Source organism: Methylocystis parvus OBBP (assembly GCF_027571405.1).
In the GTDB taxonomy this organism is placed as follows: domain Bacteria; phylum Pseudomonadota; class Alphaproteobacteria; order Rhizobiales; family Beijerinckiaceae; genus Methylocystis; species Methylocystis parva.
The window spans coordinates 363,988-387,520 of the sequence record NZ_CP092968.1; the positions used below are offsets into that span (position 1 = coordinate 363,988).

At 63.8% G+C, this 23,533-nt stretch carries 24 protein-coding genes and 2 tRNA genes; 10 read left to right on the top strand and 16 right to left on the bottom strand.

All coding sequences use genetic code 11. The features are described 5' to 3' along the window. Positions 1-69: 69 nt before the first annotated feature. The 3 genes from ftsH (at position 70) to MMG94_RS01720 (ending at position 3,888) form a co-directional block, all read left to right on the top strand. The gene (gene ftsH, locus MMG94_RS01710) at positions 70-1,992 is read left to right on the top strand and encodes an ATP-dependent zinc metalloprotease FtsH (protein WP_154420085.1); all 1,923 of its coding nucleotides are present in this window, start codon (positions 70-72) and stop codon (positions 1,990-1,992) included. A gap of 224 nt (positions 1,993-2,216) precedes the next feature. Then, entirely contained in the window at positions 2,217-2,999 is a 783-nt protein-coding gene (amoC, locus tag MMG94_RS01715) for a bacterial ammonia monooxygenase, subunit AmoC (protein ID WP_026016154.1), read from the top strand. A 397-nt stretch (positions 3,000-3,396) separates the two neighbouring features. Beyond that, positions 3,397-3,888: a DUF1269 domain-containing protein gene (locus tag MMG94_RS01720; protein WP_016919334.1), complete on the top strand. Its 492-nt coding sequence runs from the start codon at positions 3,397-3,399 to the stop codon at positions 3,886-3,888. Between the two features lie 83 nt (positions 3,889-3,971). On the opposite strand, the gene MMG94_RS01725 is transcribed toward MMG94_RS01720, so the two are convergent. The 3 genes from MMG94_RS01725 to MMG94_RS01735 all read right to left on the bottom strand — a co-directional run bounded on the left by MMG94_RS01725 (position 3,972) and on the right by MMG94_RS01735 (position 5,438). Then, positions 3,972-4,637: a hypothetical protein gene (locus MMG94_RS01725; RefSeq protein WP_026016153.1), complete on the bottom strand. Its 666-nt coding sequence runs from the start codon at positions 4,635-4,637 to the stop codon at positions 3,972-3,974. A gap of 248 nt (positions 4,638-4,885) precedes the next feature. Next, entirely contained in the window at positions 4,886-5,188 is a 303-nt protein-coding gene (locus tag MMG94_RS01730) for a hypothetical protein (RefSeq protein ID WP_016919332.1), read from the bottom strand. Positions 5,189-5,192: 4 nt separating this feature from the next. Then, entirely contained in the window at positions 5,193-5,438 is a 246-nt protein-coding gene (locus MMG94_RS01735) for a hypothetical protein (protein WP_016919331.1), read from the bottom strand. Positions 5,439-5,705: 267 nt separating this feature from the next. Here MMG94_RS01735 and MMG94_RS01740 point away from each other — a divergent pair, with 267 nt between their 5' ends. From MMG94_RS01740 to MMG94_RS01750, 3 genes are all read left to right on the top strand, one after another. Further along, positions 5,706-5,915 carry a hypothetical protein gene (locus MMG94_RS01740; protein ID WP_154420083.1) on the top strand — a complete coding sequence of 70 codons (210 nt, stop codon included), beginning with the start codon at positions 5,706-5,708 and terminating at the stop codon, positions 5,913-5,915. Positions 5,916-6,035: 120 nt separating this feature from the next. Further along, positions 6,036-6,410, top strand: coding sequence for a hypothetical protein (locus MMG94_RS01745; RefSeq protein WP_016919329.1), 375 nt, complete (start codon positions 6,036-6,038; stop codon positions 6,408-6,410). Between the two features lie 184 nt (positions 6,411-6,594). After that, positions 6,595-6,843, top strand: coding sequence for a hypothetical protein (locus tag MMG94_RS01750; RefSeq protein WP_016919328.1), 249 nt, complete (start codon positions 6,595-6,597; stop codon positions 6,841-6,843). Between the two features lie 48 nt (positions 6,844-6,891). Here the strand turns inward: MMG94_RS01750 and MMG94_RS01755 are convergent, their stop codons facing one another. The 7 genes from MMG94_RS01755 to MMG94_RS01785 form a co-directional block, all read right to left on the bottom strand. Further along, positions 6,892-8,163, bottom strand: a complete 1,272-nt coding sequence (locus MMG94_RS01755) for a TadE/TadG family type IV pilus assembly protein (RefSeq protein ID WP_244415272.1) — start codon at positions 8,161-8,163, stop codon at positions 6,892-6,894. Positions 8,164-8,460: 297 nt separating this feature from the next. Beyond that, positions 8,461-8,536 (bottom strand) — tRNA-Thr (locus MMG94_RS01760). Positions 8,537-8,576: 40 nt separating this feature from the next. Further along, entirely contained in the window at positions 8,577-9,434 is an 858-nt protein-coding gene (gene rlmB, locus MMG94_RS01765; protein WP_016919326.1) for a 23S rRNA (guanosine(2251)-2'-O)-methyltransferase RlmB, read from the bottom strand. Next, positions 9,431-10,297: a 4-(cytidine 5'-diphospho)-2-C-methyl-D-erythritol kinase gene (locus tag MMG94_RS01770; RefSeq protein WP_016919325.1), complete on the bottom strand. Its 867-nt coding sequence runs from the start codon at positions 10,295-10,297 to the stop codon at positions 9,431-9,433. Before MMG94_RS01770 ends, rlmB begins: the two co-directional genes overlap by 4 nt. Positions 10,298-10,339: 42 nt before the next feature. Continuing rightward, positions 10,340-10,414, bottom strand: a tRNA-Gly gene (locus MMG94_RS01775). A gap of 158 nt (positions 10,415-10,572) precedes the next feature. Next, the gene (locus MMG94_RS01780) at positions 10,573-10,740 is read right to left on the bottom strand and encodes a hypothetical protein (protein WP_169315515.1); all 168 of its coding nucleotides are present in this window, start codon (positions 10,738-10,740) and stop codon (positions 10,573-10,575) included. Between the two features lie 347 nt (positions 10,741-11,087). Then, positions 11,088-11,684 (bottom strand): LOG family protein, encoded by a 597-nt coding sequence (locus MMG94_RS01785; protein WP_016919323.1) that lies wholly within the window; start codon positions 11,682-11,684, stop codon positions 11,088-11,090. A gap of 127 nt (positions 11,685-11,811) precedes the next feature. On the opposite strand from MMG94_RS01785, the gene MMG94_RS01790 reads away from it, so the two are divergent. Further along, positions 11,812-13,692 (top strand): ABCB family ABC transporter ATP-binding protein/permease, encoded by a 1,881-nt coding sequence (locus MMG94_RS01790; RefSeq protein ID WP_016919322.1) that lies wholly within the window; start codon positions 11,812-11,814, stop codon positions 13,690-13,692. A gap of 67 nt (positions 13,693-13,759) precedes the next feature. Here MMG94_RS01790 and MMG94_RS01795 read toward each other — a convergent pair whose 3' ends face one another. Then, positions 13,760-14,767, bottom strand: a complete 1,008-nt coding sequence (locus tag MMG94_RS01795; RefSeq protein WP_016919321.1) for a 2Fe-2S iron-sulfur cluster-binding protein — start codon at positions 14,765-14,767, stop codon at positions 13,760-13,762. Next, positions 14,764-15,129: a group I truncated hemoglobin gene (locus tag MMG94_RS01800; protein WP_016919320.1), complete on the bottom strand. Its 366-nt coding sequence runs from the start codon at positions 15,127-15,129 to the stop codon at positions 14,764-14,766. Before MMG94_RS01800 ends, MMG94_RS01795 begins: the two co-directional genes overlap by 4 nt. Before the next feature lie 73 nt (positions 15,130-15,202). Between MMG94_RS01800 and MMG94_RS01805 the strand changes: the two genes are divergently transcribed. After that, positions 15,203-15,655, top strand: coding sequence for an RrF2 family transcriptional regulator (locus MMG94_RS01805; protein ID WP_016919319.1), 453 nt, complete (start codon positions 15,203-15,205; stop codon positions 15,653-15,655). 16 nt (positions 15,656-15,671) lie between these two features. Here MMG94_RS01805 and MMG94_RS01810 read toward each other — a convergent pair whose 3' ends face one another. The 3 genes from MMG94_RS01810 to MMG94_RS01820 form a co-directional block, all read right to left on the bottom strand. Continuing rightward, complete coding sequence (locus MMG94_RS01810) at positions 15,672-16,043, bottom strand: hypothetical protein (RefSeq protein ID WP_016919318.1); 372 nt, start codon at positions 16,041-16,043, stop codon at positions 15,672-15,674. Between the two features lie 457 nt (positions 16,044-16,500). Then, positions 16,501-17,751, bottom strand: a complete 1,251-nt coding sequence (rnd, locus tag MMG94_RS01815) for a ribonuclease D (RefSeq protein ID WP_016919317.1) — start codon at positions 17,749-17,751, stop codon at positions 16,501-16,503. Between the two features lie 46 nt (positions 17,752-17,797). Further along, a complete protein-coding gene (locus MMG94_RS01820) occupies positions 17,798-18,118 on the bottom strand; it encodes a YbjQ family protein (RefSeq protein WP_016919316.1) in 321 nt (106 codons plus the stop codon). Between the two features lie 145 nt (positions 18,119-18,263). Here MMG94_RS01820 and MMG94_RS01825 point away from each other — a divergent pair, with 145 nt between their 5' ends. After that, positions 18,264-19,196 (top strand): tetratricopeptide repeat protein, encoded by a 933-nt coding sequence (locus MMG94_RS01825; RefSeq protein WP_026016151.1) that lies wholly within the window; start codon positions 18,264-18,266, stop codon positions 19,194-19,196. A gap of 116 nt (positions 19,197-19,312) precedes the next feature. On the opposite strand, the gene MMG94_RS01830 is transcribed toward MMG94_RS01825, so the two are convergent. Beyond that, the gene (locus MMG94_RS01830; protein WP_244415281.1) at positions 19,313-19,714 is read right to left on the bottom strand and encodes a peroxiredoxin; all 402 of its coding nucleotides are present in this window, start codon (positions 19,712-19,714) and stop codon (positions 19,313-19,315) included. 427 nt (positions 19,715-20,141) lie between these two features. Here MMG94_RS01830 and MMG94_RS01835 point away from each other — a divergent pair, with 427 nt between their 5' ends. Further along, a complete protein-coding gene (locus MMG94_RS01835; RefSeq protein ID WP_244415270.1) occupies positions 20,142-23,531 on the top strand; it encodes an AsmA-like C-terminal region-containing protein in 3,390 nt (1,129 codons plus the stop codon). Positions 23,532-23,533 lie beyond the last annotated feature (2 nt).

Consider the following 23,533-nt stretch of genomic DNA (forward strand, 5'->3'; position numbering starts at 1 on the left):
CGCCCAATGATGTAATCCGAGCGATGACGTTGTCAGAATTTCTGCGAGGTCACGCCCTAGGAGGTGGAAATGAAGGCGAATTGGAAGAAATATTTGCCTTGGGTCGTCTTCGTCGCCGTCGCGGGAATCCTGTTGGCCATGTTCCAACATCAGCAATCCCGCACGCCTGCGCGTGAAATTACCTTCAGTGAACTGCTGGTGCAGATCGACGAAGGCCGCGTGCACGACGTGACGATCGCCGGCAACGAGATCTCGGGACACTTCAACGACAACCGCACATTCACGACCTATTCGCCGAACGATCCGTCGCTTGTGCAGAAGCTGGAGGCGAAGAAGGTTCAGATCAGCGCGAAGCCCGCGGGCGACAATCCCGGCTGGCTGTCGACGCTGCTCGTGAACGGTCTGCCGCTGCTGCTGTTCATCGGCGTGTGGATTTACATGGCGCGCCAGATGCAGGGCGGCGCCGGCGGCCGCGCGATGGGCTTCGGCAAATCCAAGGCCAAGCTGCTGACCGAAATGGCCGGCAAGGTGACGTTTGAGGACGTCGCCGGCGTCGACGAGGCGAAGGAGGATTTGCAGGAGATCGTGGAGTTTTTGCGCGATCCGGGCAAGTTCCAGCGCCTTGGCGGGCGCATTCCGCGCGGCGTGCTGCTGGTCGGCCCGCCCGGCACCGGCAAGACGCTGCTCGCCCGCGCCATCGCCGGCGAGGCGGGGGTGCCGTTCTTCTCGATTTCGGGCTCCGACTTCGTCGAGATGTTCGTCGGCGTCGGCGCGAGCCGCGTGCGCGACATGTTCGAGCAGGCCAAGAAGAACGCGCCCTGCATCATCTTCGTCGACGAGATCGACGCGGTCGGCCGTCATCGCGGCGCCGGCCTCGGCGGCGGCAATGACGAGCGCGAGCAGACGCTGAACCAGTTGCTCGTCGAGATGGACGGCTTCGAGGCGAATGAGGGCATCATCCTCATCGCCGCGACGAACCGTCCGGACGTGCTCGACCCGGCTTTGATGCGGCCGGGCCGCTTCGACCGCCAGATCACCGTGCCGAACCCGGACTTCATCGGCCGCGAGAAGATCCTCAAGGTTCACGCCCGCAAGGTGCCTTTGGCGCCGGATGTGGACCTGAAGGTGGTGGCGCGCGGCACGCCGGGCTTTTCGGGCGCGGATCTGATGAACCTCGTCAACGAGGCGGCGCTGCTGGCGGCGCGGCGCTCGAAGCGGATCGTCACGAATCAGGAGTTCGAGGATTCGCGCGACAAGATCATGATGGGCGCGGAGCGCCGGACCCTCTCCATGACGGAGGAGGAGAAGAAGCTCACGGCCTATCACGAGGGCGGCCATGCGCTGGTTCAGCTGACGGTTCCGGGGGCGATGCCGATCCACAAGGCGACGATCATCCCGCGCGGCCGGGCGCTGGGCATGGTGCAGGGCCTGCCGGAGCGCGATCAGGTGTCGCAGACCTATGAGCAGCTGACGGCGATGCTGGCGATCGCGATGGGCGGCCGGGTGGCGGAGGAGCTGATCTTCGGCCATGACAAGGTGACGTCCGGGGCGGCGTCGGACATCCAGCAATGCACGCGGGTGGCGCGGGCGATGATCACGCAGCTCGGCTTTTCGGACAAGCTGGGGACGGTGGCCTATGCGGAGCCGCAGCAGGAGCAGTTCCTGGGCTATTCGCTGGGGCGTCAGCAGACTTTGTCGGAGCAGACGCAGCAGACGATCGACGCGGAGGTGCGTCGTCTGGTGCAGGAGGCTTACGACAAGGCCCGGGCGATCCTCACCGAGAAGCGGGCGCAGCTCGACACCATCGCCAACGGGCTCCTGGAGTTCGAGACGCTGACGGGCGAGGAGATGAAGGGTCTGTTGCAGGGCAAGCGCCCGGTGCGCGAGGACACCAGCTCCTCCGCCCCGCAGCCCCCGCGCGGCTCCGCCGTCCCAACCGCCGGCGGATCGCCAGAGCCGGATGTCGGCGGCGTCGCTCCGCAGCCGATCTGAGCGGCCAACAAGGAAAGATGAAAGGCCCGGCGCGAGCCGGGCCTTTCTCTTTGGGCGATCAATGGAATGTCGCAGCGCCAAATCAACGGATTGCGCCCATCGGGCGATGGCGGTTTTTGCCGCTATATTGGCGACAAAGTCACTGTTGTCCGGCTGCATAGAAAGCATGATGCGACAGCTTCGGGGAAACCCCTCGAGAGCTCTCAATATGGAGGAGTTGACTAATGAGCTCGACGACTAGCGCAGCTGCTGGCGCAGCTGCTGGCGCAGCTGCTGAGGTAGAGTCCGTAGTCGATCTGCGTGGCATGTGGATTGGCTTGGCTCTGCTGAACACGTTTTATCTGATCGTGCGCATTTACGAGCAGATCTATGGCTGGCGCGCCGGCCTTGATTCGTTCGCGCCGGAGTTCCAGACCTACTGGATGTCGATCCTTTGGACCGAGATCCCGCTTGAGCTGGTTTCGGGCCTTGGCCTCGCCGGCTATCTGTGGAAGACGCGCGACCGCAACGTCGACGCGGTTTCGCCGCGCGAAGAGATGCGCCGCCTGGTCGTTCTGGTGCAGTGGCTCGTCGTTTACGGCATCGCCATTTACTGGGGCGCGTCGTTCTTCACGGAGCAGGACGGCACCTGGCACATGACGGTGATTCGCGACACGGACTTCACGCCGTCGCACATCATCGAGTTCTACATGAGCTACCCGATTTATTCGGTGATCGCGGTTGGCGCGTTCTTCTATGCGAAGACCCGCATTCCGTATTTCGCTCATGGCTACTCGCTGGCGTTCCTGATCGTGGCCATTGGCCCGTTCATGATCATCCCGAACGTTGGCCTGAACGAGTGGGGCCACACCTTCTGGTTCATGGAAGAGCTGTTCGTGGCTCCGCTGCATTGGGGCTTCGTGTTCTTCGGCTGGATGGCGCTGGGCGTGTTCGGCGTGGTTCTGCAGATCCTGATGCGCATCCATGCGCTGGTCGGCAAGGAAGGCGTCGCCCTCCTCACCGAGTAATCGCGGACAAAGCCGCCCGCGCCCTTTGGCGCGGGCGGCCCACTAAAACAACGGAGGCAAAGCCAATGATCGCCAATCTTCTCATAGCGGCGTCGCTGCTTTCGCCCCTGGCCTTCTGGTTCGCCGCGCCGCGCCGGGTTCCGGCGCACGTCAAGAGCCGCTGCAGGGCGAGAAATAGAAGCTTTTGAGATTGGTCCTGTCTCCCAGCTGGACGTCTCTTTACCCGCCGATGCCGCGAGATGAGCGGCGCCGCGCGGGTAAGCTTTTGATAAACGCCTTTTCTCTTTTCTTCCGCAGGTCGCGTTCAAGCCAGCGCTTGCATTGTAAATTCATCCCGCTCGACTAGATCGAGAAGTGCGGCGCGCCATCACGTCGCGGCGACATCGGGAGAGTCCTCATGAATGATTTGCTCGTCATCGCTTTTCCCTCGGAAGCGAAAGCCGAGGCTGTCAGGCAAAAGCTGTTCGACATGCAGAAGGAATATTTGATCGAGATGGGCGACGCCGTCGTCGCCGTCAAAGACGCCGAAGGCCATATCAAGCTCAACCAGCTTTTCAACACAACCGCGATCGGCGGCGTTTCCGGAATGTTTTGGGGCGCGCTGATCGGTCTCATCTTCATGATGCCGCTCGCCGGCGCGGCGCTTGGCGCGGCTTCGGGAGCGGTCTCGGGCGCGCTCACCGATTTCGGCATCGACGACAAATTCATGAAGGAGGCTGCGGAGGTCATCCCGCCCGGCGGCGCGGCGCTTTTCGTGCTGGTGCGCAAGATGACGACCGACAAGGTTCTCGAAGGATTGAAAGGCGCGGGCGGAACCGTGCTGCGGACCTCTTTCGAAAAGTCGAAGGACGAAGCGATCCGCGCGGCGCTTTCCGCGCATGCGAGCTGAGGCAGGCGCAAGCGTCGCGACGGCGCGTGAACAAAAAAAGCGGCGCTTCGGGCGCCGCTTTTTTCTTGAGATCGCTATCGCTTTTACGCGACCTCTTCCCCCTTCTCGCGGCGTTGCGCGTGGAAGGTCATCCACAGGCTGACCGCGACGAAAATCAAGCCGAGAAGCGCGACCATGATGAAAAGCGAGGACCGCTGAACGATCGCCATCGCCGGGACGAAGAGCGCGAGAATCAGGCCGACGACGCAGATCTGCCATGCCTCCGCATGCACGCCCGCGACGAATGTGCCGAGTGCGAGCAAGACCATGAGATTGAGGCCCGTGGCGTTGACGTCGACCAGCGCGCGCATGGTCGGCGTGTATATCAGCCACATCGCGGCGAGGAAGGCCGCCCAGTGCAGCACTTGCGTCCAGACCAGCTTGATCTGCTCCGGCCGCGTCCCGGCGTGACGCCAGCCGACATAGATGCAGAGCGCGCAATAGACGATCGTCAGCAGCTCCCAATAAAAGCCGATCGGTTCGCCGGTGAAGGTGACGAGGCCGATGCCGATCACGGCCATCGACAGCATGATGATGTAGGGAAGGTCGATCTTCAGCACGTCGACGAAGAGCACTTCCGCCGATTGCGTCTTGATCTCCTCTATGCCTTCCTCGATCGCGGCCACCCAAGACCCTTCGGACTCGCTTTCCTGCGGCTTCGCGGCCTCCTTATGCGGTTCGGCGGGCGTCTCTTCCGAGGTGTTGGACATTTGAAGATCCTTTTCGAGAAGCGCTAAACACGAACGCGCCCTGTTTTCGCGCTGAAGGCCGGCGGAAAATGCTTCCGGAGGATAGAGCGGGCCCGAAAGCTCGGCAACCGCCGCAGTCTGTCCGGTTTGCGTGTTGGCCTCGCAGCCGGGTTGGCGTCGCCAGCGCAAAAGTCTCAGTGGCAGGTTCCGATGAAGAAAGTTCTACTCCTCGCCAAGCTCAAACATTGCGACGGGCGCTCGCTCGAGCTTCAGGGACGCTGATCCTCCTCCGTCCGCTTTTTTAGTGGCGGCGCCACATAGTCGAGCGCGGTGACGGAGGCGAAGCCGCCGATCCAGGCGCCCGCGGCGGCGAAGAGGACATAGACCCAGTTGGAGGTGTAGCTGATGACGGCGAAGGCCGAGAGCAGATACCAGGCGCTGCTCCAGCTCGCGGCCGCGACGCGCCGGCGCGTCGACACCGCCGCGTTGAAGAAAACGTAGACGGCGTCCGTCGCCGCGGTCGACGCGAGCACGCCCGCGGCGACCAGCGGATCTATCGTCGGGAATTCCATCGCGTCAGCGATAAAAATGCTCTTCCTGAAGCTTTGTCGTTCGTGTCGGCGCAAATTCAGCGCGACAGGCGGAGCTCAGCCGGGACATGTTCCCTTCGAGGCAGCTCTCGATTTCGGAGACGAAAGGAATATCCGAGCTGCAGAAGCGTACGGCGTCGCCCATGCAGGCGGACCGCTCCTGCGCTGTGCCCTGCGCGAAGGCCGGCGAGGCGGCGGCGACGAAAAGCGGGATCATGAGAATTTTACGCATTGCAACTCCTCCCAAATCTTCTCAACCGCCAGCATATGTGCGCGCGGCCGAACCTTCGCAAGCCGCGTCCGCGAGCGTGGTTACGACCGGGTTAGAGGCGAGGCGGGGTGGGGAAGACGACTCAGCCGACGATGACGACCGCCGCGCCGGCGATCACGGCGAAGAGCAGCGAGAAGAGGACGGCGTTGGCGATTGGCGGTCTGATCATGCCGGTTTAGGGTGGAGAAGGTCCGCAAGCGATTCAATACGCCATTAGCGCGCGCGTCCATGAGTCGCGGGCCTCATGGACGGCTGGAGACCCCGGTGCAGGAAAGCCTGATCATCAAATTGCAAAGCTTCGCGGACGCTCTCGAAGAAGCGATCGATCATATCGAGTCGCTGGAGGCGCTCGTGAGCGCGCTCGAAAAATCTCATCCCGAGGCGGTCGACCGCGCGCGGGCGCTCGTCGCGGCGGGCAAGAAAGATCAACATTTCTGAATCGGCGAAGCTTCGTAGCGGGATGGATTGGTCGAGCGCGGGCGCCGGGCTTCATCTTGCAGCCCGTATTTTCGCTTTAGAGTCGTCCGATCGAATCGTTGCAGCAGAGGCGCGCGGATCATGAAAAGGATTGTCTTCGTCGGGACGTTGCTGTTAGCGGGCGCCGGAGCGGCGCTCGCGAAAGGCGGCATGCAGACCTGGATTTTGGTTTGTTCGAAGAGTCTGGCGCAAGGCGAGTGCAATCTGACGACGGCCGCCCGCTGGTATCATCTGCCGTCCGCGCAGCCTTCCGCGACGAGCCCCGCCGTCAAGGCGGCCAAGGCGCAGATTTCCGGATCGCTCGACTCGGGCTCTTACCTTTCTGTCGAGCAGTTTCCGGCCGGGGTCTCGATGGGGCCGCGAGGCGACGTCTTCAGAGCCTGCAACGCCACCGGCGCCACGCCCGCCGACGCTCAGACGGCGGAATGGGCGCAGCGCGGAGAATGTTTGCGTTAACCCACGCGCGCCGCTTGGCGCCGTTATTTTTTGGGCGCCTGCGGGCGCCCAAGCTTTTTGCGGCTGCACATTTCTCAGGCGCATATTGCGCGGCGACGCCTCGAAAGTATTAATTTTTCACTAAAAATCGTTGGCCCGACGATTGCGTTCCAGTCTCGACCGTCGAGATCGGAGGTTTCGCAGCATGAGGAGATTTCTCACCGTCGCCCTGTTTCTCGCCGCCCTCGCGCCGGCCCGCGCCGAACCCGCGGGGGAAAGCGTCGCGCCGAAATCAACGGAAAATAGCGACACGCAGGAGTTCTTCGACGCAAGAGGCCGGCCGATCGGCAGCGTGACGAAGATCGGCGGCGTGACTTATTTCAATGGTCCCGACGGGAAGCTGGTCGGCGCGGCCGAGATGATCGAAGGACGCCGGGTGTACAAGACTTATTGAGACTTATTGAGGGCCTCGCGCCCGCCCTCCGGCAGGTTCTTGGCGAAGCTAATTCTTTAAATAAACATAGCCCGGGTTCAGACCCCCGGGCACGGGGATGTCGGATGATTTGTAATTGGAGTTGAGGATCAGATTCGACGCCTTGCTCACAAATAGGGAATTGGCGACGACGATCGTGAAGGCCGAGGCCCTGGAGACGTCCTTGCTCGTTTCGACATAGAGCTGGTTCTTCGGCAGATAGATCGTGCCGTGCAAAGTCGGCGCGTTGTCGCTGTAGATGTAATGGGCCTGTCCCGCCGGCGCGTCCCGGTCCTCATAAAAGAGAAGGCCCGCCAGGGGACCGCTGGTCGGCGCGGTGAGATTGATCGTGGTGTCTTGCCCGAACCAGAGCGTCGCGCCGGCGCCGGTCAGGAAAATGCCGGCGCCGTTGGTCGTGAAGCTCGAACCGCCATCGACCTTGAGCGGTCCGCCGCTCATGACGTAGACGCCGGGCGAGAGCGTGACGGACGCTCCCGCCGTCACGTGGAGACCGCCGCAATAGACGCCCGGCATCAGCGTCAGCGTGCCGCCGCTCACAATCTGGTTCGTATGGGCGCAGGCTCCTACGCTCGGCGCGGGCCGAGAGGCGAGGGGATCCTGTACGACAGGACAATCGGTGATCGGCTTCGGCGCGAACTTGCCCTTGACGCCGCCGCTCGAGCAAATGGCGCCGGCCGAGAGCTGCGCCGCGCCATGCGTATAAATGGCGTGCGGATCCTTGGAGTTGGCCTGCACCGCGCAGAACTGCGCGGTCACTTGGGCTTGCGTTTGAGCGTAAACGGTTTTGGCCGCCGCCGGCTCCAGCGCCAGGGCGCAAATCGGGTAGCCGACGGCGGAGGCGCTCGCCTTGGCGCTCAACTGCACTCTCGGAGATTTGAACAGCAACGGCGTGTAGGTCGCGGTGACCGAGACTGTGATGACCGTCTTGCCGTTGGAGAGCGCCGCGTCGACGGCGGCGTTGCTGAGGAGGCCGTCCGCGCCGTTCAGCGACGACAGCGCATAATTCCGGGCAATGGAAAGGACGGAGTCGGCGGACCCCATCTGCGCAAGGCGGAGCTCCCTGCCTGCCTGAAGCGCGCCGGTGTCGGCCGCGGCCTGAAGCTTGCCCCTATAGACGCCCATCATGCCGTAATCGATCGCAATGCCGGAAATGCCCAGCAGCGGCACAAGCGAGAGCGCGAAAATGATCCCGACATTGCCGCGCCGGTCGCCGGAAAATGCGCGAAGGAGCTTTGAGGGAATAAACAAGATGATCTGCGTCCAAACGGAGCAGCGGGACAAGCTGCAATCCATACATAGAGACGAAATCTTGAGCGTTTGTGAGCGTTTCCCGGCGTTAAGGGCGTTCGAGATAGAGATTCCGGTAACCCTGTGATCTTGTAACCCCGTGATCTTGGCCGCGACGCGCCGCCGCGCATTTGCGGCGCTCTTTAATGAAGCGGGTAGGGATAGCTTACGAAAGCTTGGCTATAAACGCTCAGGGCGCAGTCGAAGGATTGGCTCGAGAGGCGCCCCGGCGCATGGCCCCCAAAACATGCGCCGGGGCGCCTTTGGCGTCGAAGGGAACGTCGAATTGATTGGTGCCGGTTGAGGGATTCGAACCCCCGACCTACTGATTACAAATCAGTTGCTCTACCAGCTGAGCTAAACCGGCTATCCCACGATTCAACTAATCATCCAAGGCGCGCGCGAGGTCAATCCTTGGGCGCGCCGAGGCGTATTTGGACGGTGGCGAGCGTCGCCGCGCAGGCGTTGGAGACGTTGAGGCTTTTGATCGGGCCGGGGAGGGCGAGGCGGGCGACGAGGTCGCAGCGCTCGCGCGTCAGGCGGCGCAGGCCTTTGCCTTCCGCGCCGAGCACCAAGGCCAAAGGCTTTGAAAGCGGAATCGTTTCGATGGGCTCCGCGCCCTCGGAATCGAGGCCGACGACGCTGTAGCCGCGCTCGCGCAGCTCGTCCAAAGCGCGGGAGAGATTGACGACCGACACAATCGTCACATGCTCCAGCGCGCCGGACGCGGCCTTGGCGAGGACGCCTGTGAATTCCGGACTGTGGCGCTCGGTCACGATCAGCGCGTCCACGCCGAAGGCGCAGGCCGTGCGCAAAATGGCGCCGACATTATGCGGATCCGTGACCTGATCGAGCGCGAGCACGAGGCCGCTCTTCGACTCGATGTCGGAGACGTCCGCCTCGGGGAGCGGACGCGCCTCCAGCAGAAGCCCCTGATGCACCGCCTCTTCGCCGAGATGGCGCGAGAGGTCGCGCGCGTCCGCCAGTTTCGGTTCGAGCCCGGCGGCCTGCGCCAGATCGGCGATGCGGGGCAGGGCGTTGTCGGTTGCATAGAGCGCCAGCAGCTTGCGGCGCCCGCCCTTCAGCGCCTCCCGCACCGCATGCGCGCCATAAAGCGTCACGACTTCGGGAGAAGGGCCGCGAAACGGGCCTTTCGGCGGCTCGTTCCGGCTGCGCTCGCGCGGCTCCTGCGGGCGCCCTTTGGGGCGTTCGTCGCGCTTGCGCTTGTCGCCCGCTCGATCTTTTGGCGGCGGCCGGCGGCTCATCGCAGCGCCGCCGTCTTCACCCACCATTCGGGGCGCTGGAGACGAATCGCCCGCGCGGCCGTCGCGGCGGCGCGGGGCGTCGAGAAGATTGCGAAGCAGGTCGCGCCCGAGCCCGACATGCGGGCGAGCCGGCAGCCGCGCGCGCCGCGCAGCACCGCCAGGACGTCGACGATGACGGGGGCCTGCAGGCAGGCGGCGTCTTCGAGATCGTTGCGACCCTTGGCGACGTCGGCGAGAAACTCCACGGGCGGCGCGCCGCTTCCAATGTCGGGATGCTGCGGGCTCTCGACATTCTGTCCAGGCTGCAGGCCGAGCTTCTGGAAGATGAGCCGCGTCTCGACCGGGACGCCGGGATTGATCAGCACGGCCGGCAAGACGGGAAGGCGCAGCAGCGGGCCGAGCGATTCGCCGGCGCCGCGCATCATTCGCGCCCGTCCGGCGAGACAGACGGGAACGTCGGCGCCCGTTGCGCGCGCGGCTTCGTAAAGGCGCGCATCCTCCGGCGCCAGCCCATTGGCCTGAGCGAGCAGCCGCAGCGCGGCCGCGGCGTCGGACGATCCGCCGCCAATCCCCGCCGCGACGGGCAGACGCTTCTCCAGACGAAAGGCGCCCAGCGTCAGCCCCTTGATTCGATCGGCGAGATCGCGCGACGCCCGCAGCACGAGATTGTCGTCTCCATCGCCGGCCGCCGGCGCGGTCGGTCCGGAAATGTCGAGGGAAAGGACGGGACCGGGCGCGAGAGAGAGCGTATCGCCAGCGCCGGTGAAAACCACAAGGCTTTCGAGGGCGTGATAGCCGTCGGTCCGGCGACCGGTTATATGGAGCGTGAGATTGATCTTCGCGGGGGCGCGCGTAATCAGCATCGAACCCCGACCTCCGCTTTGGGGTTATCGCGGAGCTTCATTTGGAGCGGGCGAAGGGATTCGAACCCTCGACCCCAACCTTGGCAAGGTTGTGCTCTACCCCTGAGCTACACCCGCATCCGTTATACGCTTCGGCGCTGCGCGTCGCGTCGCCGTCACGAGCGGTCTTATGCAACAATCGATCTGGCTTTGCAACTGGCTATGTCGTGAAATTCACCAGCGTTGTGACTGACGGCGTTCCGGGGGATCGGGTCCCGGAACGCCGCGCGGCGCGCTTACTGAATCATGCGCGCGGTCGTGCCCGTATTGCCGGTGATGTTGGCGCTGTCAGGCGAAATCCATTCGGGAACCCAGGTGAGCGCGACGATCACGAATCCGACAAAGCCGGCGATATAGAGCAGGATTTTCCCGATCTCGCCGCCGCCATGAACGTTAACAGCCATTTTTTCCTCCCATTGCCTTGTTCCGATCCGGTCCCCCGTCGCCGATGAGAGAGCGACGGCCAGGCCGACACGGCCTCGCGACCCGGCCATCGCTCGCCAACAAGGCAACAGGGGGAGCCGTCTCGTTGACGCAACGAAGTTGCGCGAGGATGGGCGCAAGCAAAAGGACCACTGACGCTGCGACAAATGGGCAGATTACTTGGTCCTACAAGATTTATGTTATGTGGACGCAGAAATAAGCGCGCCGGTGGTCGCGTCCTAGCCTCATTGGTCCCGCCGCGCTGGTCCCGTTGCGCCAGTCCCGTTGCGTCAGTCCCGTCGCGTCATGCGTCGCAAGGCGGCGACGGTCACATCCTTTCAGTCACCGCCGTCTCCGCGATCTCCGGAGTCCGCCGCGCGGTCGTCAGGATCATCGGCAGTATGTCCTCGACGCGCTCCGCCACCATGTAACGCACGTCATATCCTTCGCGGATGAAACCCGAATTGTGCATATGGGCGAAGAGCGTCAGCAGCGGGCGCCAGAAGCCGGCGATATCCGCGATGACGAGCGGCTTCGTGTGGCGCCCGAGTTGAACCCAGGTGAGCTGTTCGGTCAGCTCCTCCAACGTGCCGACGCCGCCGGGAAGCGCGACGAAGGCGTCGGACTTTTCGAACATGAGCCGCTTTCGCGTGTGCATGTCCTCGACGAGGATAAGATCCGTGATCCCCTGAAGGGCGATTTCGCGCTCATCGAGAAAGCTGGGAATGATGCCCGTCACGCGTCCGCCCGCATTGAGCGTCGAACGCGCCACGACCCCCATCAATCCGCAGGAGCCGCCGCCGAAGACGAGTCCAATATCCGCTCTGGCGAGCGCTTTTCCAAAACTCTCGGCGGCTGCGGCGTAGCGCGGGTCGTCTCCCTCGGCGGAGCCGCAGTAGACGCAAATGTTCTTGATTTTCTGCATAAGTCTCTTCCGTCAACTGGCGCCCTTGGCTCTCCCGTCAAGCGGGGTGCGCATGAAAGCTAAAGGTCTTATATGACGCCTGAGGCCTCCTCGCCGAGGCGCCCTTTCAGTCATCGCCGGACCCCGAATGCTCAGAATTGGCCAACGCGATCCGGGCTCTTCGCCCGGACCGCAAGACGCTTCCCTTTCCGAAGCCTCCCTCCTCGAGACGATTCGCCGTTTGTGGCCTTATATCTGGCCGCGCGGACGCGCCGATCTCGAGCGGCGGGTCGCCTTCGTCTTCGTGCTGCTGATCGTCAGCAAGCTCTTCAATGCGATGACGCCCTACGCCTTCAAATGGGCGACCGATGCGCTGGCGGAAAGCGGAGCAGGCGTCGCGACGGCCATCGGTTTCGGCGCAGTGGGCTTCACGCTGCTGATGGGCGCTATCCGGATCACCTCCGTCATTCTCATGCAGGCGCGAGACGGCATTTTCGCGGCGGTGGCGATGCACGCCGTGCGGCGGCTCGCAACGGATCTCTTCGTGCATATGCATGAATTGTCGCTGCGCTTCCATATCAGCCGCAAGACCGGCGGGCTCACGCGCGTTCTGGAGCGCGGCCGCAACGCCATCGAGACGCTCGCGCGCCTCGTGATGTCCACCGGCGCGCCGACGGCGTTCGAAATGGCGCTCGTGCTGGGCGTCTTTCTTTATCAATTCGACTGGCGCTACGGCGTCGTCCTCATCCTGACTCTCGGCGCTTATTTCGCCTATACGACGCTCGCCACCAACTGGCGCATCGCGATCCGCCGCAAGATGAATGAAAGCGACACGGACGCGAACCAGAAGGCGATCGACAGTCTGCTCAATTACGAGACGGTGAAATATTTTTCCGCGGAGCGGCGCGAGTCGGAGCGTTACGACAAGTCGATGGCCTTCTACGAAATGGCGTCGACCCATTCCTATGTGTCGCTCGCCATTCTGAACGCCGGCCAGACCGTCATCTACATCATCGGCGTCACGATCATGATGGTGATGTGCGTCTATGGCGTTCGCGAAGGTCGAAATACGATCGGCGATTTCGTGCTCATCAACGCGATGATGATTCAGCTCGCGCAGCCTTTGAATTTCATGGGTACCTTCTATCGCGAGGTGCGGCAGGCGATCATCGACATCGAGACGATGTTCGGCATTCTTTCGCAGCACCCGGAGATTTCCGACAAGCCGGACGCCAAGCCGCTCGTCGTGCGCGAAGGGCGCATCGTCTTCGACGACGTGCGCTTCCATTACGACCCGGACCGCTCGATCCTGAAAGGCGTCAGTTTCCAAGCCGAGCCTGGCCAGACCATCGCCATCGTTGGTCCGTCGGGGGCGGGCAAGTCCACCATTTCGCGACTGATGTTCCGCTTTTACGAGCCGCAGGGCGGGCGCATCACGATCGACGGGCAGAATATTCTCGACGTGACGCAGACGAGCCTGCGCGCCGCGATCGGCATGGTGCCGCAGGATACGGTGCTGTTCAACGATACGATCGGCTACAATATTCGTTATGGCCGCTGGGACGCGACCGATGAAGAGGTGCGCGAGGCCGCGCGCTTAGCGCAGATCGACGGCTTCATCCGAAGCGTGCCGGGTGGCTACGAGGCGCAAGTCGGCGAACGCGGGTTGAAGCTGTCCGGCGGCGAGAAGCAGCGCGTCGCCATTGCGCGCACAATCCTGAAGGGGCCGCCGATCCTGATTCTGGACGAGGCGACATCGGCGCTGGACAGCTTCACGGAGCATGAAATCCAGGAAGCGCTGCGCCGCGTCGCCAAGGGGCGCACCACGCTCGTGATCGCGCATCGCTTGTCGACGGTGGTCGACGCCGACGAAATCCTCTTCCTCGACCATGGCCGAGTCGTCGAGCGCGGCCGCCACGCCGAGCTGCTCGCGCTTAAGGGTCACTATGCGGGCATGTGGAACCGCCAGCGCGAGGCGGCGGAAGCGCGGGCGAAGCTGCTGGAGGCGGAGCGGGAGGAGGCGGAGTAGGGACGTGACGCCTTTCTCCATGGGTCTGTCCGTCATTGCGAGCGAAGCGACGCAATCCAGAGCCTCATCACGGCCCTGGATTGCTTGTCGCTTTCGCTCCTCGCAATGATGGATAGGCGGGCTCGGACTTACCCGCTGGCGTAAACACGTCCGAGCGTATGGCCTTCATACTCGCGCCGCTCATGAAGAAATCGCGCTTCAGCCTTTTGACGAGCGCTTCCCCGCCGCAGAGAAAGAACGCTGAATGCGCCGCCCGCGATTTTTCGGCTTCGAGCGCCAGCGCGGCGATGTCGCCGCCCGAGTCGAGCGTCGCGGGAAGATAGTCGACATTGTCGCGCGTCTTCGCCAGCGCGGCCAATTCATCCATCAGATAGAGCCCCTTGCGCTCGCGCGCGCCGTGATAAAGCCGGATCGGCCCGCGATGCTCTTTTCGCAACGCGTCGCGCAGCACGCCGTAAAGCGGCGCCAGGCCGGTTCCGGCTCCGATCAGGATCAGCGGCTGATCCTTTTCGACTCCTTCATAGAAGCATGTTCCGCGCGGTCCGGCGATTTGGAGTTTATGGCCGGGCGCGAGGATTTCCCGCACATGCCGGCTCATGCGGCCGCCGGCGTGCAGCCTGATATGCAGTTCAAGAAACGGATCTTCCTCGGGATGGCTCGCGAGCGAATAATGGCGCTTGAGATCTTCCGCCGCGATCAGCTCGAGAAACTGCCCCGGCCGATAGGCGAAATCCGAGGTCTCGATTCGCAGCCGAACGATATCGTGGGAGAGCGGCGCGATTTCCCTGACCGTCGCTTCGACCGCGGCGCCAGCGTCGTCCGGAGGCGCGATGGCGAGCGGGGCCTTCGGCGTGCAAATGCAGGGCAAGAAGAAACCGAGCGCCTTTTGCGCCTCAGTCAGGCCCCGTTGCGACTCCGCCGGGGGCGCGCCCTCGACAGCGCGGTGCAGGCAGGTCTGGCAATTGCCGGCGCGACAGGAATAGGGCGCCTCGACGCCCGCGCGCAGCAGGGCGTCGAGAACGGTTTCGCCCGGCGCGATGTCGACCGGGCGATCCTTATAGATGAGCAGGCTCAACGGTTCAGCACGTCGCCGCGGACGGAGTCGGCCAGCGCGAGCACTTCCTTGACCTCCGGTTCGCCGACGCCGAGCTGGTGCAGGGTGCGGCCGAGATTTTCGAGCACCGCATCAACATGCGAGTCGTTGAGCCCCTTCGCGACCAGCTTCTTGTGCGCGTTGCGCATGTCGAGGCCGGAATAATTGTTGGGGCCGCCGAAGGCCATGGTGAGGAAGGATTTCTGCTTGGCGATCTGGTCATCCATGTCCACGCCCTCAAAAAAGCGCGCGATCCGCCCGTCCGAAAGGACGTAACGATAGAACAGGTCAACCGCGGCGTTGACCGCGCCTTCGCCTCCAATACGTTCATACAGGTTCGCCATGGCGTTTTCTCCCTAAAGAAGTATTTCTGATACTTCTTTATACGCCATCCTGAAACTTCGCATAGAGCCACAGATGCGCTTGACGACACATGCCGACCTTTGCTTCAGAACATTGATTTTCTTGGGAGTCGCTAAAAGCGATGGCGCCACGATCCCGCAAATCGCCGCCGCTTTCGGCGCTTCGGAGCACCATTTGCGGAAAGTGGTGCAGGAGATGGGGCGGCTGAATCTGGTGCGGGCCACCAGGGGCCGGAGCGGCGGATTGCGTCTCGCCGTTTCGCCGGCGGAGGTGACCATCGGCGGATTGTTGAGGCTCTTCGAGCCGGAATTCGCCGCGGCGCACTGCCTTGGGGCCGGACAGAACGGCTGTGTGATCTTCGGGGCCTGCGGCCTTCAGAACGTCTTTGACGAATCGCTGCGCGCGCTGTTCGTGGTGCTCGACCGTTACACGCTGGCGGATGTGCTCGACTCTTCCCGTGGCGTCGCGGCCAAACTCGGACTCTCGGCCGCGCCGCCGCCTGTTTGACGGCGCAGAGCGGAAATTACCGGGCGAGGGCGACGCGGTCGATGCGCGTCACATTCATCGCCTCGGCGCCGTAAAGGCAGGTGAAGCGGGACGATTTTCCGTCTGCGTCGTCGACATAGGCGGCGCGGCCGGGCTCGACCGTCATCTGCACGCGGGTCGGGGCGCCGCCTTTGGTCTCCATCTCCTGATCGGCGATCATCATCGTCAGGCGGCAGGCGCCGCCGATCTGCTGGAAGTAGCTCACGACATGGGCGGCGCCCGCGTCCAGACTCGTCGCCGCCAGCGGCTTCATCGTCGTTTCGGACCAGGAGTCTGCGGCCGACACGGGCGTCGCAGCCGCCAGGGCCAGGACGCCGCAAAGCGCCGTCGCGATATACCGTGTTTTCATGGTCTATTCCTTTCTTCTATAAACGAGGCGGGCAGAGCGCCGGTGAAGCCGCTCAGGCAGCCGCCGGCCACCAGGCCGAGAGCCGTTCCCGCTCGCTGAAGCAAAGGTAACATCGCACTGCAGCAAATCAATAGTGCGCTGCAAAACAAAATATGTATTGCTTTGATCTATAACGTTATAATCTGGCGCTGACGGGCTTCAAGGGGTCGGCTTGCCGCGTCTCGGGATTTCATGTTCATGTTTTGATCAGAGAGAAGAAATCCGTGTCAGAACAACAGGCTCCAGGGAAAGATGATAGAAATATTCTATTAATCTGCTGAGAGAATAGGCGGCTCAGAGTCCATCAGACCGAACGCCTTCGGACTGTCGCGCTGTATTGTCGCAGGCCGCGATCCGTCCGCGCGGCCGCCGGCGAGCGGCGGCCGCGGAAGGCTATTTGGGGCTTCGATTGGAGATGTCAGCCCGAGGCGGACGCTTCGGCTGGCGAATTAACGGGCGCGTCGGCGCTCGCCGCGACAGGCGGTTCGGCGCGGATGGGCGCGCTGGCCGCTTGCGACTCGGCGTCATGCCAGTCGAAAGTGACGACCTTGCCGTTCTCTACCGCAAGGGCCAGCCGGCCGCGCTTCAGCTCCAGCGCCTTTTCTCCGAAGATGGCGCGCCGCCAACCCCTGAGGGCCGGCACGTCCGCGCGGTCGTCATTGGCGATGGCCTCGAGATCTTCGACGGTCGCGATCATCTTGGCGGCCACGCCGGACTGCTCCGTCACCTGACGCAGCAGCACTTTGAGCAGTTCGACCGTCGCGCCGTTCGAACCGCGCCGCTCGCGCTCGATTTTCGGAATGCTCTCCGGATCGCGCGCGACTCCGCGCTCGACAGCCGCGATGATGTCGGCGCCGGCGCGCGAACGCTCCATGCCTTTGGGGAAGGACCGCAGATTGCCGAGCGCCTCGGGGCTGCGCGGGGCCGACTGCGCCACCTCGATGAGCACGTCGTCCTTGAGCACGCGCGAACGCGGCACGTCGCGGCTCTGCGCCTCGGCTTCGCGCCAGGCGGCGAGCTCCATCAGCACGGCGAGATCGCGCGGCTTGCGGGCGCGATGGCGGAGCCGCTCCCAGGCGTTTTCCGGGTGCTGCTCATAGGTGGCCGGCGACGTAAGCGTCTCCATCTCGTCCGCGAGCCAGTCGAGACGGTTGGACTTTTCCAGCCGGGCGCGGAGCGTCGCATAGATGTCCCGCAAATGGGTGACGTCCGCGATCGCATAGTCAATCTGCGCAGGAGAGAGGGGCCGGCGGGACCAGTCGGTGAACCGCGACGATTTGTCGAGATTCGCCCGCGTGATCGACTTGACGAGCTCCAGATAGGAGGCCTGCTCGCCGAAGCCGCAGACCATGGCCGCCACCTGAGTGTCGAACAGGGGGGCCGGGATCAGCCGCGCCAAACGCCAGATGATTTCGAGATCCTGCCGCGCGGCATGGAAAACCTTCACGACCTGAGGATCGGCCATCAGCTCGAAAAAAGGCGATAAATCAATATTGTCCGCGAGCGTGTCGATGGCCACCGCCTCCTGCGGCGAGGCGATCTGGATTACGCAGACTTTGGGCCAGAAGGTCGTCTCACGCAAAAATTCCGTATCGACGGTCACAAAGGGGTGACGCGAGAAGCGCTCGCAAACGGCGGCCAGTTCGTCTGTTGTGGTCAAAAGGGTCATCAGCGCCAGTTTAACGAGATTCCCTCGCGCAAAGAAGCCTTTTCGCTTAGTTGCGCTCGACAATCACAGCCGTGCCGTAGGCCAGCACCTCGGTAACGCCGTCCATGATTTCATTGGCGTCGTAGCGCATGCCGACGATGGCGTTCGCCCCGCCCTCGGTCGCGTGCTCGCACATATGGTCGAAAGCTTCCTGGCGCGTGGCTTCGGCAAGATTGACGTAGACCGAGAGCTTGCCTCCGAAAATCGTCTGTATGCCGCCGAAGAAATTTCCGACGACGGAGCGTGAGCGGACGGTGATGCCGCGCACAAGTCCGAGGTGGCGGACAATGCGGTAGCCCGCGATTTCATTGGTGGTTGAAACGATCATGGTCGGCCCTCCAGGCGAATCTCAAGCCCGCATAAGCGTATCCGCCGCGGGGATTTAAGCAAATGCAGCGCGATTGACGTTGCGAAAGTAGACCAAACGAGTAGGGTTGACGCGCCACTCTACCTTCACGGAGCCTCATCAGCACATGTCCTCCCATCTTCTCGGCGTCATCCGCGCGGCGGCGGCAATCGCGGCTTTCTCGATCATTCCGCCGGGCGCTCCGGCCTTTGCGGCCCATGAAGGGGACGTCAGTCCGAGCTGGAAGCTTTGCCGCTCCGCAAGTCCCGACGAACGCATCGCCGGCTGCACGCAGGTGATCGCGGACGGGGCGAAGGAAACGAAGCATAATCTGCTCGCGGCCTATGTGAACCGCGCCGCCGCCTATCAGGCGAAGAGCGATTTTGGCCACGCGATCGAGGATTACGGCAAGGCGCTCGAGGTCGATCCGTCTTCCGCGGTCGTGTTGCTCGCGCGTGGCGCCGCCGAACACGCAAAGGGCGATCTCGACGCGGCGCTGGCCGATTACGGCAAGGTCATCGAGAAGGATAAAGCGAATGTCGCGGCCTTCATGGCCCGCGCCTCGATCTGGCGCGTAAAGGGCGAGGCGGAAAAAGCGCTGGCGGATATCGAATCGGCGGTGAAATACGAGCAGAAATCGCCCGCGCCTCTGGCCGCCCGCGCAAATTACTATCACTCGAAGGGCGACCATGACCGCGCCATCGCGGATTATTCGCTCGCGTTGAAGCGGGACCCGAAGCTCGTTCCGGCGCTGATCGGACGCGGCGGCTGCTATTACGTCAAGGGCGATTTCGACAAGGCGCTCGCCGATTTCGACGCCGCCGCCAAGGCCGATCCGAAGAACGCCACAGCGCTTCTCGATCGCGCCAACGCCTGGCGCGGCAAGAAGGAATACGAAAAATCCAGGTCGGATTACGAGGCCGCGCTGGCTTTGAAGCCGGATCTCGCCGCGGCGAGGAAGGGCGTGGACGACGTCGCCAAGATCATCGCCAAAAAGGCGGCTGGCGGACCGGCCCCGGCGGATTCGGCGCCGGCCGAGGCGGCGCACGAACACAACTGACCGCCTCGCTCAAATGACAAGTTGATATCCGGCTTCGAGCAAAGTTCGGCTCGCTTCGCTCGAAGCCAGATCTTTTTTTCCGCTCGCGAGGAGAGAGGAAGGAGGGTTTCGTCCGATCAGAGCGCCTCCGCCGCCTTCAGCACTTCCTCGGCATGGCCGGGCACTTTCACCTTGCGCCAGACCTTCGCGATCTTGCCGTCGGCGCCGATGAGGAAGGTCGCGCGCTCCACCCCCATATATTTTCTGCCATACATGCTTTTCTCGACCCAGACGCCAAAGGCGGCGAGAGTCTCCTTCGTCTCGTCGGAGGCGAGCGGGAAGGCGAGTTCGTATTTCTCGCGGAACTTGTCGTGACTTTTCACCGAATCCGGCGACATGCCGACAATCGCCGTCTTCGCTTTGGCGAATTTGTCGCGCAAGGCGTTGAACTCGATCGCCTCCTTGGTGCAGCCCGAGGTGTCGTCCTTGGGGTAGAAATAGAGGACCAGCTTCTTGCCCGCGAGCCCTGAGAGAGACAGCGTCGCCCCGCCGGCGCCCGGGAGCGAAAAGGCGGGCGCGGGATCGCCTTCCGCGAGGACGACCGCGGGCGCGGCCGGCGCCGGCGCCTTCGCCGGAGCTGGTTTCTCGGCCTTCGCTTTAGGGGCGGGCTTTTTCTCTGTGGATTTGCTGGCGGAGGGTTTCGTTGTCGCCGCTTTCGTCGCCATTACGCCTTCCTTTCGTCGCAACCGCATTTAGAATCCCGGCAAAGAATGCAGAGTCGGCGCCGAGGGGCAAGTGCGCTGCTCGACAGGATGCGCTAATTTTCGGCGCCTGACGTCTTACGGCCCGAAGCGAGGATTTTTGACCGACCAGAGTGGGCGCGACCTTCGCGACGACCGGCCGGCGGCGTCATTGCGTCCGCCGCGGCGGCGGCGTCGCGCCCGATCCCGGCGGATGATTCGCGTCATGGGCTTTTTCAGCCTCGGCGCGCTGGCGCTCGCCTGCCTTGCGGTCGGCGGGTTCCTGCTGCTTCTCTCGCGGGGGCCGATCGACCTTACCTGGCTTGCGCCGCGGATCGTCTCGGCGCTGGACGAGCGCTTCGCCGGGCGCTTCGATTTCCATCTGGGCGGCGCATCGCTCGCCGACAGCGATCACGGTCCGACGCTCACCGTCGACCGGATCGTCGTCAAATCCGGCGGGCGCGCCGTATTGGCCGCGCCGCGCGCGGAACTTTCCCTCGACTTACCGTCCTTGCTCATCGGGCATGTTCAGCCGCGCCGGCTCGAAGTGCTCGATCTCGATTTGCGTCTCTCCCTGCAGGCCGACGGCTCCGTCGCTTTCTCCGCCGGCGCCGATCCGGTGGCCACCCCGAAAATCGAGCGGCCCACGCCCGATCCCGCGCCGTCGGCGGTCACGCCCGAGCGCGTCGCCTTGATGAAAACCGCCGCCGCCGGGCTGCGCGCCGTGATGGATCTTGCGACAAGCCCCGACAGTCCCGTCGGCGCGCTCGACAAGCTCGGCTTGCAGCATGGGCGTCTGACGATCGACGATCGCACCATCGACAGGACCATCGCCTACAAGGACGTTTCGCTCAGCCTGACGAAAGGCGACGGCGCGATGCGTTTCAGCTTTTCCGCGGCCGGCCCGTCGCGCCGCTGGAAGGCGACGGCGGCCGCGAAGGGCGCGCCCGGCCAGCAAAGGCAATTCGTCGCGCATGTCCGCGATCTCTCGATCGACGAGATATGTCTATTAGGCGGATTCCGGACGACCCAGTTCGACACGGATTCGCCGCTCGGCTTCGATCTGAGCTTCACCCTCGGCCCCGACGACAAAGTGCTTGAGGCCAAAGGCGGATTCGAGATTGGGAAGGGCTTTTTCCGGCTCGAGGATCCGGATCACGAGCCGGTGATGGTCGACCGCATCGCCGCGCAGGCGGCTTGGGACCGGCGCGGCCGCAAGCTCCTCATCGCGCCGGTGCAATTCAAGGCAGGCGGCTTCGACATGGCTCTTGCGGGAGAGGCCGACGCGCCGGCCGAGCTTCCCGCGGGCGCCGACCCCGGCGCCGACGCCTGGAAATTTTCGCTTCGCCTCGTGAAACCAACGGAAGCGGCTCCGGAGCGCGCCGGCGAGAAGATAGTGCGGATCGAGGAGGGCGGGCTGGATGCGCGCCTGATGCACGGTCAGGGACGGGTCCTTTTCGATCGCTTCGTTTTCTCGGGACCCGAGGTGCGCGTCGCGGCGAGCGGCGCGCTGAATTATCGCGGCGGAACCAACGTCTCCTACACGCTCGATGTCGACGACACGCAAATCCGCGCGCTCGGCAGGCTTTGGCCGACCCATGTCGTCGCCCCGGTGCGCGCATGGTTTGTCGACCACGTCCCGGCCGGCGTCTTGAAGCACGCGCATTATTCGGGCTCGTTCGACGAAGCGGCGCTCACGGCGATGCGCTATGGCCGCCCGCCGGCGGACGAGTCGCTGGAAGCTTTCGGCGAGGTCGTCAACGGGACTGTGGTCGGCGTGCTCGACGGCATGGGGCCGCTGACCGGCGTCTCCGGCCGTCTTCACATTACGGGTCGCACCGCCTCTTTCGACACGGCTACCGGCGCGCTGGAGACCGGGCCGGGGCGGCGTCTGACGATTTCGGACGCGCGCTTCGTCGTCGCCGACAATGCGCTGCGGCCGACGCCCGCCGTGCTCGATATGCGCGTGGCCGGCAGCGTGGAGGCGGTCGCGGACCTTCTCTCGCTGCCGAGCGTGTCGTCCCACGCCTCGATACCGGTGGAGCCTGGGACGATCAGGGGACAGATCGACGGCAGGCTGAGAATCGATTTTGAAATCGGCGACAACGCGCGCGACGAGGCGACGACATTCTCCATCGACGCGACGGCGAGCAATCTCGTCATCGAAAAGCTGATCGGCAAGGAGCGGCTCGAGGGCGCGACATTGCGGGTCATCGCAGATCGCAGCGGGCTTCGGGTCTCCGGTTCGGGCCGCATCTACGGCGCGCCGGCGACGCTCGACGTGAAACGCGGCTTTGGCGACAAGGGACCCGCTCAGGCGCAACTGACTTTTACATTCGACGAGGCGGCGCGCCAGCGCGCGGGCTACGCCATTTCGGGGGTCGCCGGGCCTGTGGCGGCGATTATCCGAACCCCTCTGCCGGCCGAGGACATCAACACGCATATCGATCTGGATCTCACGCGCACGGGCTTCGACAATCCGCTTCCCGGCGTGTCCAAGCCGGCCGGCCGGCCGGCGAAAGCCTCCTTCATGCTCAATAAGCGCGGCGAAGGAATTGCGCTCGAGCAGTTCAATTTCGACGCGGGGTCCATGCAGGCGCAAGGAGTCATCGAATTCGGCAAGGACGGGGCCTTCCGCGCCGCGAGGCTCGCGCCAGTCCGACTTTCTCCCGGCGACGATATGCGGCTCGATGTCTCGCGTTCCGGCGAGGCGCTGAAGATTTCGGTGCGCGGGGCCAATTTCGACGCGCGGCCCATGCTCGGCTCGCTTCTCCGCTCGGGCGGGGGCGGCGGCGAGAAAGCCGGGGGCGGAAAAAGCGCCGGCGACGATGTGGACGTTGACTTCAAGGCGCCGATCGTCACCGGACACGGCAAGCAGATCCTGTCGAATGTGGACTTCAAATATGAGAGCCGGGGCGGACGCGCGCGGGCCGTCTCGCTCACCGGCAATTTCGGTCGTGAGCAGCTCGCCGTCGCGATGATGCGCGGGCAAAGCGGGGGGCAGCAGATCGAGATTTCGACTAATGACGCCGGTTCGCTTCTCGGCTTCGTCGACCTCTACCGGAAAATGGAAAATGGCGTGCTGAACGCCAATTTCACCGTCGGGCAGGGCCGCGCCGACGGGGCGCTCAGCATTCGCGATTTCTACGTGAAGGGCGAGCCGACCATGCGCCAGCTCATGGCGCAGGGCGGCTCCTCGCGCGCCGACGACAGAGGCGTCATGCGCTTCGACCCCGACTCGGTGCGGGTCGGCCGGCTGCAATCCAATTTCACCTGGGCGGGCGGGCGGCTATCCGTGCGGGAAGGAGTCATGTCGGGTCCGGAGATCGGCCTGACTTTCGACGGCTATATTGATTTCCCGCGCGACCGGCTCGATCTCTCGGGCTCCTACGTGCCCGCCTATGCGCTGAACAGCCTGCTGTCGAATATTCCGGTCGTGGGACTCGTCATCACGGGCGGCCAGCATGAGGGAATTTTCGCGCTGAATTATCGGGTGACGGGCTCTCTTGCGTCGCCTGTGGTCAACGTCAACCCGCTATCCGCCATCGCCCCGGGCCTGATGCGCAAGATCATGGGCGTGCTGGATGGGACGGCGCGGGCGCCGGATGGGCGGTAGGG